Origin of the sequence: Pseudomonas sp. QL9, assembly GCF_041409665.1 — a bacterium.
Taxonomy (GTDB): Bacteria; Pseudomonadota; Gammaproteobacteria; order Pseudomonadales; family Pseudomonadaceae; genus Pseudomonas; species Pseudomonas knackmussii.
This window is the reverse complement of the sequence record NZ_CP166971.1, coordinates 1,255,804-1,270,010: the sequence shown is the minus strand read 5'-3', so window position 1 is coordinate 1,270,010 and position 14,207 is coordinate 1,255,804. Positions and strand designations below refer to the sequence as shown.

General features: G+C 63.3%; 17 protein-coding genes and 1 pseudogene. 8 read left to right on the top strand and 10 right to left on the bottom strand.

Going from position 1 to position 14,207, the window contains the following annotated elements:
• The first annotated feature begins 133 nt into the window (after positions 1-133).
• Both ACA097_RS06070 and hda read left to right on the top strand, forming a co-directional pair.
• The gene (locus ACA097_RS06070; RefSeq protein WP_371369122.1) at positions 134-1,183 is read left to right on the top strand and encodes a DUF2066 domain-containing protein; all 1,050 of its coding nucleotides are present in this window, start codon (positions 134-136) and stop codon (positions 1,181-1,183) included.
• Positions 1,184-1,331: 148 nt separating this feature from the next.
• Complete coding sequence (gene hda, locus ACA097_RS06065) at positions 1,332-2,039, top strand: DnaA regulatory inactivator Hda (RefSeq protein WP_043250127.1); 708 nt, start codon at positions 1,332-1,334, stop codon at positions 2,037-2,039.
• 36 nt (positions 2,040-2,075) lie between these two features.
• Here hda and ACA097_RS06060 read toward each other — a convergent pair whose 3' ends face one another.
• Genes ACA097_RS06060 through arsC form a run of 3 tightly spaced genes read right to left on the bottom strand, consistent with a single transcriptional unit; the run spans position 2,076 to position 3,442 of the window.
• A complete protein-coding gene (locus tag ACA097_RS06060; RefSeq protein ID WP_043250130.1) occupies positions 2,076-2,495 on the bottom strand; it encodes a DUF2069 domain-containing protein in 420 nt (139 codons plus the stop codon).
• Complete coding sequence (wrbA, locus tag ACA097_RS06055; protein WP_371369119.1) at positions 2,496-3,092, bottom strand: NAD(P)H:quinone oxidoreductase; 597 nt, start codon at positions 3,090-3,092, stop codon at positions 2,496-2,498. It lies immediately after the preceding gene.
• The gene (gene arsC / locus ACA097_RS06050) at positions 3,089-3,442 is read right to left on the bottom strand and encodes an arsenate reductase (glutaredoxin) (RefSeq protein ID WP_043250135.1); all 354 of its coding nucleotides are present in this window, start codon (positions 3,440-3,442) and stop codon (positions 3,089-3,091) included. The genes wrbA and arsC overlap by 4 nt, the downstream gene beginning before the upstream one ends.
• 105 nt (positions 3,443-3,547) lie before the next feature.
• Here arsC and ACA097_RS06045 point away from each other — a divergent pair, with 105 nt between their 5' ends.
• Both ACA097_RS06045 and ACA097_RS06040 read left to right on the top strand, forming a co-directional pair.
• Complete coding sequence (locus ACA097_RS06045) at positions 3,548-4,777, top strand: YihY family inner membrane protein (protein ID WP_043250137.1); 1,230 nt, start codon at positions 3,548-3,550, stop codon at positions 4,775-4,777.
• A 160-nt stretch (positions 4,778-4,937) separates the two neighbouring features.
• A complete protein-coding gene (locus ACA097_RS06040) occupies positions 4,938-5,135 on the top strand; it encodes a hypothetical protein (protein WP_043250139.1) in 198 nt (65 codons plus the stop codon).
• 3 nt (positions 5,136-5,138) lie between these two features.
• Here ACA097_RS06040 and ACA097_RS06035 read toward each other — a convergent pair whose 3' ends face one another.
• Together ACA097_RS06035 and ACA097_RS06030 are read right to left on the bottom strand one after the other, a co-directional pair.
• Entirely contained in the window at positions 5,139-5,543 is a 405-nt protein-coding gene (locus tag ACA097_RS06035; protein ID WP_043250141.1) for a hypothetical protein, read from the bottom strand.
• Positions 5,544-5,701: 158 nt separating this feature from the next.
• Positions 5,702-7,108: a PilZ domain-containing protein gene (locus tag ACA097_RS06030; RefSeq protein ID WP_160286093.1), complete on the bottom strand. Its 1,407-nt coding sequence runs from the start codon at positions 7,106-7,108 to the stop codon at positions 5,702-5,704.
• A gap of 30 nt (positions 7,109-7,138) precedes the next feature.
• Here ACA097_RS06030 and ACA097_RS06025 point away from each other — a divergent pair, with 30 nt between their 5' ends.
• Complete coding sequence (locus tag ACA097_RS06025) at positions 7,139-7,609, top strand: TlpA disulfide reductase family protein (RefSeq protein ID WP_043250146.1); 471 nt, start codon at positions 7,139-7,141, stop codon at positions 7,607-7,609.
• Positions 7,609-7,884 carry an acylphosphatase gene (locus tag ACA097_RS06020; protein WP_160286094.1) on the top strand — a complete coding sequence of 92 codons (276 nt, stop codon included), beginning with the start codon at positions 7,609-7,611 and terminating at the stop codon, positions 7,882-7,884. The genes ACA097_RS06025 and ACA097_RS06020 overlap by 1 nt, the downstream gene beginning before the upstream one ends.
• Before the next feature lie 34 nt (positions 7,885-7,918).
• On the opposite strand, the gene ACA097_RS06015 is transcribed toward ACA097_RS06020, so the two are convergent.
• The 3 genes from ACA097_RS06015 to ACA097_RS06005 all read right to left on the bottom strand — a co-directional run bounded on the left by ACA097_RS06015 (position 7,919) and on the right by ACA097_RS06005 (position 12,162).
• Positions 7,919-8,875, bottom strand: a complete 957-nt coding sequence (locus ACA097_RS06015; RefSeq protein ID WP_371369115.1) for a hypothetical protein — start codon at positions 8,873-8,875, stop codon at positions 7,919-7,921.
• Between the two features lie 8 nt (positions 8,876-8,883).
• Entirely contained in the window at positions 8,884-10,599 is a 1,716-nt protein-coding gene (locus ACA097_RS06010; protein WP_043250153.1) for a proline--tRNA ligase, read from the bottom strand.
• A gap of 219 nt (positions 10,600-10,818) precedes the next feature.
• Entirely contained in the window at positions 10,819-12,162 is a 1,344-nt protein-coding gene (locus ACA097_RS06005; RefSeq protein ID WP_371369112.1) for an OprD family porin, read from the bottom strand.
• Positions 12,163-12,880: 718 nt separating this feature from the next.
• Here ACA097_RS06005 and ACA097_RS06000 point away from each other — a divergent pair.
• Both ACA097_RS06000 and ACA097_RS05995 read left to right on the top strand, forming a co-directional pair.
• On the top strand, positions 12,881-13,306 hold the full coding sequence (locus ACA097_RS06000) for an HIT domain-containing protein (RefSeq protein WP_043250156.1): 426 nt from the start codon (positions 12,881-12,883) through the stop codon (positions 13,304-13,306).
• 3 nt (positions 13,307-13,309) lie between these two features.
• On the top strand, positions 13,310-13,516 hold the full coding sequence (locus ACA097_RS05995; RefSeq protein ID WP_371369110.1) for a SlyX family protein: 207 nt from the start codon (positions 13,310-13,312) through the stop codon (positions 13,514-13,516).
• 47 nt (positions 13,517-13,563) lie between these two features.
• On the opposite strand, the gene ACA097_RS05990 is transcribed toward ACA097_RS05995, so the two are convergent.
• Positions 13,564-13,830: a cold-shock protein gene (locus ACA097_RS05990; protein WP_371370486.1), complete on the bottom strand. Its 267-nt coding sequence runs from the start codon at positions 13,828-13,830 to the stop codon at positions 13,564-13,566.
• Positions 13,831-13,848: 18 nt separating this feature from the next.
• Positions 13,849-14,154 (bottom strand): annotated as a pseudogene (locus ACA097_RS05985) (cold shock domain-containing protein membrane protein); the annotation flags it as partial.
• Positions 14,155-14,207: the final 53 nt, after the last annotated feature.

Here is a 14,207-nt window from a genome sequence, read left to right as displayed (position 1 = left end):
TTTATCAGGCTTGCCCGGATGCGGCCATCTCGCGCTGTCGCCGCTGACCGGAGGGCTGCTAAGGTATAGGTCTTCCGGAGGGGCTTGTCAGGTGTCGTTCCCCTCCATTCGTTCCGTTCGTCGAGAGCCCCACATGCGATTTACCGCCCGCCTGTTGTTCCTCTGCCTGTCGTTGCTCAGCCTGCCGACCTTCTCCGCCGGGCTGAACAATCTCTACCAGGTGCACGAGCCGGTCGCCTCGCAGCAGCCGGACGAGCGTAGCGCTGGCCTGACTCGCGCACTGCAGACGCTGGTGCTGCGCCTGACCGGCGACCAGAAGGCGACCCAGAGCCCGGCGCTGGCCGGCTACTTCAAGGACCCGCAGCAGCTGATCAGCCAGTACGGCTACGAGAACGGCCCGCCGCTGGCGCTGGTGGTGGATTTCGATCAGAACTCGGTTGACAACGCGCTTCGTCGCGCCGGCCTGCCGGTGTGGGGCGCCAGTCGGCCGACCCTGCTGGCCTGGTGGCTGAATGAAAGCGCAACTGGCAGCAGCCTGGTCGGTGACAACCAGGAGAGCGCTGCGCCGCTGAATCGCGCTGCGCAACGCCGCGGCTTGCCGCTGCTGTTGCCGTTGGCTGACCTTAACGAGCAAGGCGTGGGCACCGTGCAGAACATCACCGCTGCCCAGCCCGATGCCCTGCGCGCCGCGTCGGACAAGTATCCGGCCGACGGCCTGCTGGCGGTGGACGCCAAGGAAGACGGTGGCAAATGGCAGGCACAGTGGCGCCTGTGGCTCGGCGACTCGCGTGAACAGGGTCAAGTGCAGGGCGATAACCCCGATGCCTTGGCCGACGCCGTGATGCTTGCGATCAGCCAGCGCCTGGCGCCGCGCTTCGTCGGCGCGCCGGGCAGCGCCACGGCGCTGAACCTGCAAGTCCAGGGCGCCAACCTGGAGCGCTATGCCCAACTGCAGAAGCTGCTCGAACCCATGGCCGCCAAACTGGTGCAGGTCAAGGGCGACACCCTGGAATACCGCCTCAACGCCAGCCCGGAGCAACTGCGCGCCCAGTTGGCCCTCGCGCGTCTGCAGGAAGCGCCGGCCGAGCCCGCTGCGTCTGCCGCTCCGGCGGTCGATGCCAGCGGCCAGTCGGTACCGCCGCAGCCCGCCGCCCCCAGCAACGTCATGCGCTTCCGCTGGTAAAAAACCAGCTTCGAAGCCCCATAAATCAGAGGGAGGCGCAGCTTGCTGCGCCTCCCTCTTTCATATGGGTGCGTCATCCTGATGATTTGGTTAAACTTTTGGACTGTACGGCTTCACTGTAAGCGATTTTGAAGAAAGCCCGCCCGGCATGAAACAACCAATGCAGCTCCCTCTGGGCATCCGCCTGCGCGACGATGCCACGTTCGCCAACTACTACCCCGGCACGAATGCGGCCGCATTGGGGTATGTCGAACGGCTGTGCGATGCGGAAGCCGGCTGGGCCGAAAGCCTGATCTACCTCTGGGGTGTCGAAGGGGTGGGGCGAAGCCACCTGCTGCAGGCGGCCTGCCTGCGCTTCGAGCAATACGGCGAGTCTTCTGTGTACCTGCCGATGGCCGAGCTGGTGGATTACGGCCCGGCGATCTTCGACGACCTCGAACAGCTGGAACTGGTCTGCCTCGACGACCTGGAAGCCCTGGCCGGCCGACCGGAGTGGGAAGAGGCGCTGTTCCACTTGTTCAATCGCCTGCGCGATGCGGGGCGACGCCTGCTCCTGGCGGCATCGATGCCGCCGCGCGAACTGCCGGTCAAGCTGCCTGACCTGAAGTCTCGGCTGACACTCTCGCTGATCTTCCAGCTGCACCCGCTGACCGATGAAGAGAAACTGCGCGCGCTGCAATTGCGCGCCTCCCGCCGTGGCCTGCACCTGACCGACGAAGTGGGGCGCTTCATCCTCACCCGCGGCGCGCGCAGCATGGAATTCCTCTTCGACCTGCTCGACGAGCTGGACAAGGCTTCGCTGCAGGCACAGCGCAAGCTGACCATTCCCTTCCTCAAGGAAACCCTGGGCTGGTAGGCCACAGGGTTCCTCGATTTCAGGCGAACGCCTTTCTCAGTCTTCCCCGGCCAGCTTGCGCTCGTACTGGAAGCGCCAGCGCGTGTAGAGCAGCGCCGAGAGGAACAGGCTGACGCTCAGCAGCACTTCGGCCCAGCCATAAATGTACTGCCCCGGCTCGAAGGTATTGAGCACGCCGGTGATGAAGTACAGGTTGACGACATAGCAGGCCCAGGCGTGGCCGCGCGCGCTGCCCAGCAGGACTCCGGGCAGCACTATCGCCAGCGGCAGTAGCTTGAGAGCGACCCAGGCCTTGGGCACCCAGCCCGGCGCACCGTGGTCGTCCGTGAACACCAGGCCCCAGACCAGGATGACCAGCACCAGGCCGAGAAAACTACCCAGGCAGATCGCCCGGCTCGCGGCCAGGCGTGGTTTGAGGCGTTCCAGCGACGGCAGGGGTTTCTTCTTGCGGGCCATTCAGCGCTCCAGCTTTGCCGCGACTTCGGCCAGGCGCTTACCCAGCGCGCGGCACAGGATGATCTCGTGTTCATCGAGACTGCGTTTGCCATCGGCACCGGCGAAGTGGCTCGCACCGTAAGGGGTGCCGCCGCCACGGGTTTCCAGCAGGGCCGGTTCGCTGTACGGAATGCCGGTGACCAGCATGCCGTGGTGCAGCAACGGCAGCAGCATGGAGAGAAGCGTAGTCTCCTGGCCGCCGTGCAGGCTGGCAGTGGAGGTAAAGACCGCCGCCGGCTTGCCCACCAGGGCGCCGGTCAGCCACAGGCTGCTGGTGCCATCGAGGAAGTACTTGAGCGGCGCCGCCATGTTGCCGAAGCGCGTCGGGCTGCCCATGGCCAGGCCGGCGCAGTCCTTGAGGTCATCGATGCTGACGTAGAGCGCGCCCTCTTCCGGAAGATCAGGGGCGACGGCCTCGCATTCGGTGGATACCGCCGGAACCGTGCGCAAGCGCGCTTCGAGGCCGGCTTGTTCCACGCCGCGGGCGATCTGCCGCGCCATTTCGGCGGTGGCGCCGTGACGGCTGTAGTAGAGCACCAGGATGTAGGGCGTGCTCAAGGCAGGATCTCCAGGACCTTCTCCGGCGGACGGCCGACCACGGCCTTGTCGCCTGCGACCAGGATCGGGCGCTCGATCAGCTTCGGATGCTCGACCATCGCCTGAATCAGCTGCGCTTCGCTCAGTTGCGAATCGTCCAGGCCCAGCGCCTTGTACTCGTCCTCACCGGTGCGCAGCAGCTGGCGCGCGGTCATGCCGAGCTTGCCGAGCAGAACCTTCAGTTCGGCTGCGCTGGGCGGGGTTTCCAGGTAGCGCACGATCTGCGGCGACAGCCCGCGCGCTTCCAGCAGTTCGAGAGCACCGCGGGACTTGGAGCAGCGCGGGTTGTGGAAAAGTGTCAGTTGGCTCATATCCATGGGCTCGCTGGGCCGTTAAAGTGGCGGCTATTCTAACCGCCCCTCCGGGTTGGCTGAACCCGCGTGCGGCAGGAGCGGCGCGATTTCCAAGGACACCTCATGCAAGAGCGCCTCGACGGCCTGATCGAATTCTGTCGCTACCTGGTCCAGCGCTTCCGGGTCGACAAGGCCAGCGGCCACGCCGCCGCGCTGACCTACACCACGCTGTTCGCGGTGGTGCCGATGATGACCGTGACCTTTGCCATGCTCTCCGCCATCCCGGCGTTCGAGGGCATGGGCGAGCGCATCCAGCTGTTCATCTTCCGCAACTTCGTGCCGTCCACCGGCGAGGCCGTTGAGGCCTACCTGCGCAATTTCACCGCACAGGCTAGGCACCTGACGTGGCTGGGTGTGGCCTTCCTGGCAGTCACCGCGTTCAGCATGCTGGTGACCATCGAGCGCGTTTTCAATGACATCTGGCGGGTGCGCAAACCGCGCCGTGGCGTGTCGCGCTTCCTCCTGTACTGGGCGATCCTCAGCCTGGGCCCTCTGTTGCTGGGCACCGGCTTCGCCGTATCCACTTACATCACCTCGCTTTCGTTGCTTTCCGGCCCACATCCGATGCCCGGCGCCGGGACCATATTGAAGTTCACCCCGCTGCTGTTCAGCGTGGCGGCCTTCACTCTTATCTATTGCGCAGTGCCCAACGCGCGCGTGCCGCCCCGGCATGCGCTGGTCGGCGGAGCGTTCGCTGCGATCCTGCTGGAGGCTGCGAAGTCGCTGTTCGGTCTGTATGTCGGCCTGTTCCCGGGCTACAAGTTGATCTACGGCGCCTTCGCTACCGTCCCGCTGTTTCTGCTGTGGATCTACCTCTCCTGGCTGATCGTGCTGTTCGGCGCCGAACTGGTTTGCTATCTCTCGGCGCCGCGCGTCTGGCGGCGCAAGGCGCTGCCGCGGCTGCTCGTTCTTCTGGGGCTGTTGCGCGTGTTCTACGAGCGCCAGCGCCGCGGCGAATCCACCCGATTGGCGAATGTTCATCGGGCCGGCTGGCTGTTGCCGGAGGATGAGTGGGAGGAGTTGCTGGATTTCCTGGAGCGCGAGCAGATCGTCTGTCGCTCCAGCGGCAGCGACGATGCCTGGGTGCTGTGCCGTGACCTCGGAAGTTACAGCCTGCATCGGCTACTGAATCGCTGTCCCTGGCCGCTTCCGTGCCTGGATAAGCTGCCGGCGGAGCTGGACGAGAGTTGGTACCCGGCCCTGCGCGAGGCCCTGGAGCGTTATCAGAAAGAGCGCGAGCAGCTGTTCGGCGACAGCCTGGCGAAATGGTTGAGTCCGTCACATTCCGAGTGACGAAAAAGGGCAGTTTGCGGCGAAACAGTCAGTCGGACTGAGATGGGTACAGGGCGCGCCCCGTCAATTCAGTAGTCTCGGGAGGTTGGCACACTTCTGGCTATGTTCAGGGGCAAGAGGACATTGACGTTCAAACTAAGTTCCCCAAGGCCATTCCTTCATGAACAAAGACCTGAACAAAGTCGTACACCTGCACCAACGCGACCCCCTGAGTGCGCTGGAGCGGTTGAATAGAATCACGGGTCTGCAGTTCAGCAGCTGGCCTGAATCGCTGCTGCCCAACGTCGTGCAGGAACCGGCTTTGGAGCCGGAAGCGGAAGAGTCGCTGATCGCCGAAGGCTGCCGTCACCTCGGCTGAACCTCACAGGCTCAGGCTGTTGGCCGGCAGGCGCTGGTCGCTTGCGTGGATCTGCTCCACGGCCTGGACGAACAATTCCTCGACGGTCAGGCGCGACAACTGCAGCGCTGCCCGCAATCTGATCTGTAGATCCTCGATCCTTTGCCGGAACGGCAAGCGCGCCACGCCCGAGAGCAGGATGCGCCCGTGGCCGTTCAGGCTGCCGTGATCGATCACCACTTCGCGAACCTGCTCACCGTCCCGGTAGCGCGCTATGAGCGTCACCGGCAGCTCGGCCATGCCCGGTACGAGCAGCCAGGCGGCGACGTTGTAGTCGGCCACGCGTCCACCATTGACGGTATTCGCGGTCCGGGCATTGGCCACGACGGGCGCGGGGACCTTGCTGACGAGCTGGTCGCTGGGCTGCATGAGGCTGTTCCGTTTTCGGGTGTATGGACGCCTGCTTGTCGTCCGTGGCGGTTGCCCGCGTCGTAGCTCGCGAGCGTCGGCGATTATAGGAAGGGCAGGGAGGGGGAATCCGTGAACCTTGCCGATCTTTGCTGTGACGCTCGTCCCAAATAACGCGTTCAGACGATCCGCAAGGGGTGGCGGCTGACCAGTGGCGTGGCGAGATTGGCCGCGGGCAGGGCGAGGATGGTCTGGTTGTCGAAGGTAGCCAGTTGCAGCCACAGGTTCTCGCCTTCGACGAATTGCCCAACCGGCAGCCAGATGCCGTGGTACCAGCCATTGCCCGGCTCGGGGGTGCTCTGTAGGACCGCCGGGTGACGCTGCGCGTCAGGCGCGCGGCGCAGCCAGACCGGTCGCGGCAGGCCCTTCAGGTAGCGCAGCCCGAGGTGCAGGCCGTCGCTGTTGAGGTGGCGCCAGCGCACTATGGCCAGGGTCGGCGCGCCCTGTTCGGCGAGGATCAGCAGCAGTTGCCCGACCGGCAGGCGTTGCGCCTGGCTGTGCTGGCAGATGACGCGAGCACCTCCTGGGCTTGCGTCCAGTTGGAGGGCCTGGCTGGCTCCGGGAGTTTTGCTCAGCAGGTGTTCCTGGATTGCCGGCAGACCGATGACCAGTTGGCAGTCGGCGGATTTCTCGGCGCGTTGATGGCGGCGCTGCTGATGGCCCAGCCAGTGCGGGCGTACGGTCTCCAGCAGCTGGGTATCGCTGGCGCTGCGCAGCGGAGCCGGATCGTGCAAGGCGAGTAGCAGTGCGCCGAGCTCCAGGCGTCGCAGTTGTTCGGCGGGTGCGTCGCTTTGCTGCTCGAAGCTCAGGCTGGGCTGGTCTTCGCCGAGGTCGACGACATAGCCGTCCTGCTCTTCCTCATCCCAAGGCAGCAGCCGGGCCAGGCCCGCCAGAGGCGCCAGGGCACCAAAGAGCCGCGCGGCATCGCCTTCGGCGAGGTGGAACGGATTGCTCAGGGCAAGCAGCAGCGACTGCTGGTAAAGCCCGCGCAGGGTGCTTGCCGGCGCTGGCTCGAAGGCCGCGGCGATGGGTTCGTCCAGGCATTGCTGGTACTCGCCGATCCAGTACAGCAGATGGCTGTCACGCCAGAGCGAGCCGGGCGGCTGCTGGTACTGCTGGTAGTGCCGCAATAGCGCCTGGGCGAGGAAATGCTCGGCCATGTACAGGCACCAGGCCAGGTGCGGGCGCGAAGGCTTGTGGCCATTGAGAATCTGCAGCAGCAGGCGCTTGAAGCCCGCCGCCAGCTCGCTGCAGAAATGCGTGAACAGCGACGGCGGCGCCTTGCTGTCGCGAAACTGGCGGGCGTAGTGGCGGTATTCTTCACTAAGATTTTGCAGGGCGCGCTGCCTTTCCAGTAAGGTCAGCGCGCAGCGGTTCAGGCGGAAGAGCACAGTCAGGCTGTGCTGCAGGCCTTCGTTCGGGGGGAGAAGGCGGGCTTCTGCCAGTCCGGCCGCAAGATTGTCCGTGGCGTCGTGCACCTCTTCGAGGATGTCCGGGACTTCCAGGCGCAGGGCATCCAGCATCATGACCACCCCGCATACACGAGGAAAGAAGGCATGGGAGTGCGGCTCCGTATTATGGGTGGACTGTTCATCGGCCTGATCCTGGCCGGTTGCTCAGCGGACTACGGTGTCGATCAGCATGGACAGAAAGTATCGGCATCCAGCCTAGATGGCCAGTGGCTAGTCATCAATTACTGGGCGGATTGGTGCCCACCCTGCCGCAAGGAGGTCCCCGAATTCAACCGTTTGGTGAAAGAGCAGCAAGGCAAGCCGCTGCGCGTGCTGGGCGTGAACTACGACGGGCTGCGCGATGCCGAGCTGAGCAAGGCGGTCGATGACCTGGGTATCGAATACACCGTGCTGGCCGACGATCCGGCCAAGCGCTTCGATTTGCCGCATAGCGAGGCGTTGCCCGTCACATTCATCGTCGACCCTAAGGGGAAGATGCGCGAACGCCTGCTCGGTGAGCAGACCGCCGCCGGTGTACAGGCGCGACTGGCGCAATTGCAGCAGGAGGAACACTGATGGGCAGAGTCTGTTTGCACGGTTTCGTCAGCGGCCGTGTGCAGGGCGTCTACTACCGCCAGAGCACCGAGCAACAGGCCGAGCGCCTGGGCGTCGATGGCTGGGTGCGCAATCTCGCCGACGGTCGCGTCGAGGTGCTGCTGGAAGGTGAGGAGGATGCCGTGCGCGAGTTGGAGCGCTGGCTGTGCGAGGGGCCAGCGGATGCCGAGGTGAGCGCCGTGGACGTTCAGGAGGTACCGGCGCAGGGCATTACCGGCTTCATCGTCCGTCGCTGAGGAATAGCCAGGCGCGCAAGGCGCCTGGTGCGATTCAGTTGCTGCTGCCCGGGTCGGCTGCGAGACGTCCGGCATCGGTCAGCAGGCGATGCAGGAACTCCTTCTGCAGTTCCGGATCGTTTCGGGTCAGCTCGATCAGGCTCTGCTCCAGTTCGCTGGCTTCTTCTTCCATGCCCAGGTCGGAAAGGCGCTTGACCCGGTGCACCCAGTGCTGCACGTCCTCGCCCTCGAGATCGTTGTAGATCAACGCGTGGGCTTCGCCGAGCTTGCTACGCAGGGTCGGGCTGAGGGCCAGGCTGGCTTCGCCGCGGGTGTTGTCCTGCGGGTCGGTCACGCTCAGTTGCAGATGGCTTGCGCGCTTCAGCGCTTCATCGTCGAAGGGGCCTTCGAGCAGGTTCAGGCGCAGTACGCCGTGGCGGTCTGTGAGCAGGTCCTGGGTGTCCTTGCCAGTGCTCAGCTGCACCGGACGTTCAGCCCATGGCAGGCTGGAGTATTCGGTGCGCTTGTTGCGCTGCTGCTCGACGATGCCGGCCAGGTTCTGCTCGGCGCGGCCGTTGGACTGCACGTTCATGAACGGATTCATGCCGTCGATGCCGTAGCTGATCCAGCCGTGGGTGACGCTTTCCGGCAGATTGCCGAGGGCAAACACGTTGACCACGTTGGCGCCGACGCCGGCAACGAAGGTGACCATGCCGGCCGGCACTTCGTACAGCTCGCGCCAGGCCTGGTAAGGCGTGTAACGGTCGTAACGGCGGGTGACCTCGAACTCGGTGACTTCGAAGGTCTTCTGCTCCAGCACGCGGATACGGCGTTGCGGCAGCTGCATCACGGCCGGCTCGCCGACTTCGATCTGCAGGCTGTGGTCGAGCAGTTTGCGCTCGACGCGTTCCTCGTGCTCGCTGCGCTGCGACATCTGGTTGGCGCAGCCGCCGAGCACAAGGCTGCCGCACAGGGCGGCAACCTTGAGGCGGGTGGTGCTTAGCGGGGACATCGTGCTGCTCAGTTACCGATCTTCGCCTTGAGGAAGTTCATGACATCGTCGAGGGCGATGTTCTGCGACTCGCTGTCACGGCGGCCCTTGTACTCCAGGGTGCCTTCGCCAAGGCCGCGATCGCTGACCACGATGCGGTGCGGAATGCCGATCAGCTCCATGTCGGCGAACTTCACGCCGGGGCTGGTCTTCTTGTCGCGGTCATCCAGCAGCACTTCGAAACCGGCGGCGGTGAGTTCGGCGTACAGCTTGTCGGTAGCCGCGCGTACGCTCTCGGTTTCGTACTTGAGCGGCACGATGGCGACCTGGAAGGGTGCCAGGGCGCTCGGCCAGAGGATGCCGCGCTCGTCGTTGTTCTGCTCGATCGCGGCTGCGACCACACGGGAAACACCGATGCCGTAGCAGCCCATGATCAGGGTGACCGGCTTGCCTTGCTCGCTCAGTACGTTGAGCTTCATGGCTTCGCTGTACTTGGTGCCGAGCTGGAAGATGTGGCCGACTTCGATACCGCGGCGGATCACCAGGGTACCTTTGCCGTCCGGGCTAGGGTCGCCTTCGACGACATTGCGCAGGTCGGCGACTTCCGGAACCGGCAGGTCACGTTCCCAGTTCACGCCGAAGTAGTGCTTGTCGTCGATGTTGGCGCCAGCGGCGAAGTCGCTCATCAGGGCTACCGAACGGTCGACGATGCAGGGCAGTGCCAGGTTCAGCGGGCCGAGGGAACCCGGGGCTGCGCCGATGGCTGCCTTGATTTCTGCTTCGCTGGCCATTTGCAGCGGGCTGGCCACCAGCGGGTGGTTGCCGGCCTTGATCTCGTTCAGCTCGTGGTCGCCGCGGACGATCAGGGCGATCAGCTTGCCTTCTTCGGCAGCATGCACCACCAGGGTCTTGATGGTCTTCTCGATAGGCAGGCCGAACTTCTCCACCAGGTCCGCGATGGTCTTGGTGGCCGGGGTATCGACCAGGCGCAGCTCTTCGGTTGCTGCACCGCGGGCGGTTTCGCGCGGCAGGGCTTCGGCCTTCTCGATGTTGGCCGCGTAGTCGGAGCTATCGCTGAAGACGATGTCGTCTTCACCGGAGTTGGCCAGCACGTGGAATTCGTGGGAGCCGCTGCCACCGATGGAGCCGTTGTCCGCCTGCACCGGACGGAAGTCCAGGCCCAGGCGGGTGAAGACCTTGCAGTAGGCGTCGTACATGACGTCGTAGGTCTGCTGCAGCGATTCCTGGTTCAGGTGGAAGGAGTAGGCGTCCTTCATGATGAACTCGCGGCCGCGCATCAGGCCGAAGCGCGGACGGATCTCGTCACGGAACTTGGTCTGGATCTGGTACATGTTGATCGGCAGCTGCTTGTAGCTGTTCAGCTCGTTGCGCGCCAGATCGGTGATGACTTCTTCGTGGGTCGGGCCGACGCAGAATTCGCGTTCATGGCGGTCCTTCAGACGCAGCAGCTCGGGCCCGTACTGCTGCCAGCGGCCGGATTCCTGCCACAGCTCGGCGGGCTGCACGGCGGGCATCAGCACTTCCAGGGCGCCGGCGGCGTTCATTTCCTCGCGGACGATGGCCTCGGCCTTGCGCAGCACCCGCAGGCCCATCGGCAGCCAGGTGTAGAGACCCGAAGCCAGCTTGCGGATCATCCCGGCGCGCAGCAGCAACTGGTGGCTGATGACCACGGCGTCGGCAGGGGTTTCTTTCAGGGTGGACAGCAGGTACTGACTGGTACGCATGGTTGGCCGTTATTCGATAGCGAGAAATAGATAGGCTGGGCATTGTACGGTGCGGGTCAGGCGACGTACAGGGCGTGGCGGATTGTGGGAAGAATGGTGCGGTCGGGGGTGTCTGGGGGCTTGCGAGTAGTTCGTTCTTCGAGCGGGCGATCAATATCCGGGCAAAAAGAAACCCGGCCGAGGCCGGGTTTCCTTCATCACTACGAATTCGCTTCGATCTTAGAGGATGTTCAGCGGGTATTCGGTGATCAGACGAACTTCGTCGATGGCGGTAGCGCCAGCGGAACCGAAGAAGTCCATGTCGTGATTGGCGCGCCAGCTAGCGTGACGCAGACGGAACGACAGGTCTTTAGCCGGGCCGTCTTGAACGACGTACTTGGCTTCCAGGTCGCGTTCCCACTCGCTGCCGTTGCTGCCGATACCTTGGTAGGCGCTGTTAGCGGAAACGTGGGTCCCGTCAACGTCGGTGCCGCGGATGTAGCGAGCCATGAAGCTCAGACCCGGCACGCCGAATTCGGCCATGTTCAGGTCGTAGCGAGCTTGCCAGGACTGCTCGTTCGGGCCGTTGAAGTCGGAGTACTGTACCGAGTTGGCCAGGAAGATCGAGTCGCCGGAGTTCTGGGCGTCTTGCGAGATGTAGTCGAACGGAGTGTCGCCGTCGTTCTTCTGGTAGGCCAGGGTGAAGGTGTGGGCGCTCAGGGTGTAGGCAGCGGCCAGCGAGTAGGCGGTGGTGTCGATGTCACCAGCCAGTGCGTCGCCTTCATCCTTGGTGTTGTAGATGTTGAAGTCGAAGCCCAGAGCTTGTTTGTCGGCGAGCGGAATCTTGTAGTTCACGTTCGCGTAGTACTGGTTCCAGATGTCTTTCAGCTGGGCACCGTACAGGGTGACGCTCAGGTTGTCGTTGATGGCGTAAGAACCACCCAGGTAGTCAACGCTGCTAGCTTCGATGTCGAGGTTGGCAGTGTAGGAGGTGGTGATGTTGCCGTCGCGATTGGTGCCCATGTTGCCGTCACGAATCGAGGTGAAGTGACCTGCTTCGATGTTCAGGTCCTTGATCTCGTTGCTCAGCAGCTGGAAGCCGGTAGCGGTGGACGGGAACAGGCGGGCGGTGCCCGGGGCGAATACCGGGTTGGCCGGCATCAGGTCGCCGTATTTCAGCTCGGTGCTGGATACGCGCATTTTGACAGCGCCGCCAGCATAGGAGTAATCGTCCTGCGGCTTGCCTTCGCTATCGATCGGCAGCAGGCCAGTACCAGTGTGAGCGGGCGAGCTGTCCAGCTTCAGGCCCAGCATGCCTTGGGCGTCAACGCCGAAACCGACGGTGCCCTGGGTGTAGCCGGACTTGTAAAGAGCGCTGATGCCGTGGGCCCACTCGTTACGATAATTCTGGCGATCCGAGTCGTTGTTACGGAAGTCGCGGTAGAAGTAGTAGTTCTTGTTCAGCAGTTCGAGGCTGCTGTCGTCGACGAAGCCTTTGGATTCGTCCTGAGCGCTGGCAAACGCCAGTTGCATGGTGCTGGCGGACACGGCCAGAGCCAGTGCGCTCCACTTCATCACTTTCATCGTGATTGCTCCTTTGGTTTTGAAGTTATCTGCCATCACAAGTGCCGCAGTGACGGCTCGTTCTTTTTGTCGGCGCTAACTTATAGCACGCGTGTTCTCTTGGCGATAGTTGCAGGAAACTTCTGACGGATTCTTTATGGGGCTGTCGCAAACCTGCATGCAAAGTGTCGCATTCAAGTAGGTCTCAACTTGAGAAAACAGTAAGGGCACTACTTGACAGCCTGTTGTCCGTTTTGAAATTCCACTCAGGCAACTTCCTTTTTGGTTATCTTTTGCTCAAGAGATGATCTTTCATCCCTCGCGATTCGCCTGATCGCAGTCCCTGTAGCAACAACCGTGCACAAAGCGACTGTCCGTCGTCGTCGTGCCGGTCACTCCAATGGTTGGACGGTGTAAGCGGAAATCGCGCGGATTTCAAGATGTTTCGGCGGTTTTCGCTGCGCTCTGTCTCGCTTCGGCGATGCGCTGATGCTCAGCTTCGCTTCGAAATGCTGCGCGTTCCGGGCAGATCAGCCGCAAAAGGATGCAGCCAGTGCCGCGGCGCCTGTTGTCGGAAAATGCCCTGTTTTGGCGCATGCTGCGACAGCGTTGCCTGCTGCGGGAGCGGCTTGCGAGTGCCAGCAGTGTGCAGGGTTTCTGCCTCTTGTATGCTGCGCGCCTTTCGGCCCCGCTGTGGGGTTGGTCTGTCTTTCACACTGGTCGAGCAGGAGAGGTCGTTATGTTCGTCTTGGATTCCCGTCTGCAGCAGGACACCATTGCGCTGGGCGATTTCGCTCTTAGTCGCCTCCTGCTGATGAATGATGCCCAGTTCCCCTGGTTCATCCTGGTGCCGCGTCGCGAGGATGTCAGCGAGATCTTCCAATTGGCCCCCGAAGAGCAGCAGATGCTCTGGCGCGAGGCAACCGGGCTGGCCGAAGTGCTCAAGGACACATTCAAAGCCGACAAGATGAATGTGGCCAATCTGGGCAATGTCGTCAGCCAGTTGCACATGCACGTCATTGTTCGCCGTCGCGACGATGCTGCTTGGCCCGGGCCAGTTTGGGGCAAGGTGACGCCGCGGCCATACACTGCGGATGAGCTCCAGGTGCTGCGCGCCAAGTTGCGCATGGTCCTGGGTGACGACTTCCGATTCGAGCAGGAGTGAATCATGGACCTCGAGCGGCGACTTGCCGATCTGGAGAGTCGTCAGGCCTTCCAGGATGACGCCATGCAGACCTTGAGCGACGTGGTTTACGAGCAGGAGCGGACCATAGAGCGCCTGCGGATGCAGATGCAGGCGCTGCTCAAGCGTCTGGAAGACCTGCAGGGGCAGGTCGGGGTGGCCGATGACGAGGCGCCTCCGCCGCATTACTGACAGGCATGAAAAAGCCCGCCAATTCGGCGGGCTTTTTCATGGTGCCTTCAACGGCGGCCGGGGAGGGCGGCTATCACATCTTCCGCCTGCAGGCCTTTGTCGCGCTGCACTACCGAGAACTCCACGCGCTGGCCTTCGATCAGGATGCGGTGGCCTTCGCCGCGAATGGCGCGGAAGTGGACGAAGATATCCTCGCCGCTGTCGCGGGAAATGAAGCCGAACCCCTTGGAGGTGTTGAACCACTTCACGGTGCCGGTTTCACGATTTTCCGCGCTCGGGCTGGGTTGTACGTACTGGTTGGATGGCTTGCGCAGTTTGCCGGTCAGTTGCAGCACTGCGGCGCCGGCGAGGATCAGCAGCGGCAGCAGGACGGCCGGCTGGTCGCCGATTGCCGGCAGCGGTGCGAGCAGGATCAGGATCTGCAGTACCACCGCCAGTACCACCAGTGCGCTGATCAGGCTCTGCAGCTGTTGTGTCTTGCTCGACGTCGGCGTCAGTAGCAGGGTCGTCAGGCCGAGGAGTGTCAGATACACGGCGTCGGCATTCTGCAGGAAGGGGATGGCATCGGAACGCAAGGCAGGTGCAAAGGACAGCAAGAGGGCGAAGGCGCCCGTCAACAGATGGACGATTTTTAGCATGGCTATGGGTTCACCTTGAGCAGGTAACTAAGATGTAGCCGGCGGGCGAATCG

Bases quoted from the DNA above. Each gene is read 5' to 3' on its own strand.
- ACA097_RS06070 (WP_371369122.1), top strand. From the start codon at position 134: ATGCGATTTACCGCCCGCCTGTTGTTCCTCTGCCTGTCGTTGCTCAGC.
- hda (WP_043250127.1), top strand. From the start codon at position 1,332: ATGAAACAACCAATGCAGCTCCCTCTGGGCATCCGCCTGCGCGACGAT.
- ACA097_RS06060 (WP_043250130.1), bottom strand. From the start codon at position 2,495: ATGGCCCGCAAGAAGAAACCCCTGCCGTCGCTGGAACGCCTCAAACCA.
- arsC (WP_043250135.1), bottom strand. From the start codon at position 3,442: ATGAGCCAACTGACACTTTTCCACAACCCGCGCTGCTCCAAGTCCCGC.
- ACA097_RS06045 (WP_043250137.1), top strand. From the start codon at position 3,548: ATGCAAGAGCGCCTCGACGGCCTGATCGAATTCTGTCGCTACCTGGTC.
- ACA097_RS06040 (WP_043250139.1), top strand. From the start codon at position 4,938: ATGAACAAAGACCTGAACAAAGTCGTACACCTGCACCAACGCGACCCC.
- ACA097_RS06035 (WP_043250141.1), bottom strand. From the start codon at position 5,543: ATGCAGCCCAGCGACCAGCTCGTCAGCAAGGTCCCCGCGCCCGTCGTG.
- ACA097_RS06030 (WP_160286093.1), bottom strand. From the start codon at position 7,108: ATGATGCTGGATGCCCTGCGCCTGGAAGTCCCGGACATCCTCGAAGAG.
- ACA097_RS06025 (WP_043250146.1), top strand. From the start codon at position 7,139: ATGGGAGTGCGGCTCCGTATTATGGGTGGACTGTTCATCGGCCTGATC.
- ACA097_RS06020 (WP_160286094.1), top strand. From the start codon at position 7,609: ATGGGCAGAGTCTGTTTGCACGGTTTCGTCAGCGGCCGTGTGCAGGGC.
- ACA097_RS06015 (WP_371369115.1), bottom strand. From the start codon at position 8,875: ATGTCCCCGCTAAGCACCACCCGCCTCAAGGTTGCCGCCCTGTGCGGC.
- ACA097_RS06010 (WP_043250153.1), bottom strand. From the start codon at position 10,599: ATGCGTACCAGTCAGTACCTGCTGTCCACCCTGAAAGAAACCCCTGCC.
- ACA097_RS06005 (WP_371369112.1), bottom strand. From the start codon at position 12,162: ATGAAAGTGATGAAGTGGAGCGCACTGGCTCTGGCCGTGTCCGCCAGC.
- ACA097_RS06000 (WP_043250156.1), top strand. From the start codon at position 12,881: ATGTTCGTCTTGGATTCCCGTCTGCAGCAGGACACCATTGCGCTGGGC.
- ACA097_RS05995 (WP_371369110.1), top strand. From the start codon at position 13,310: ATGGACCTCGAGCGGCGACTTGCCGATCTGGAGAGTCGTCAGGCCTTC.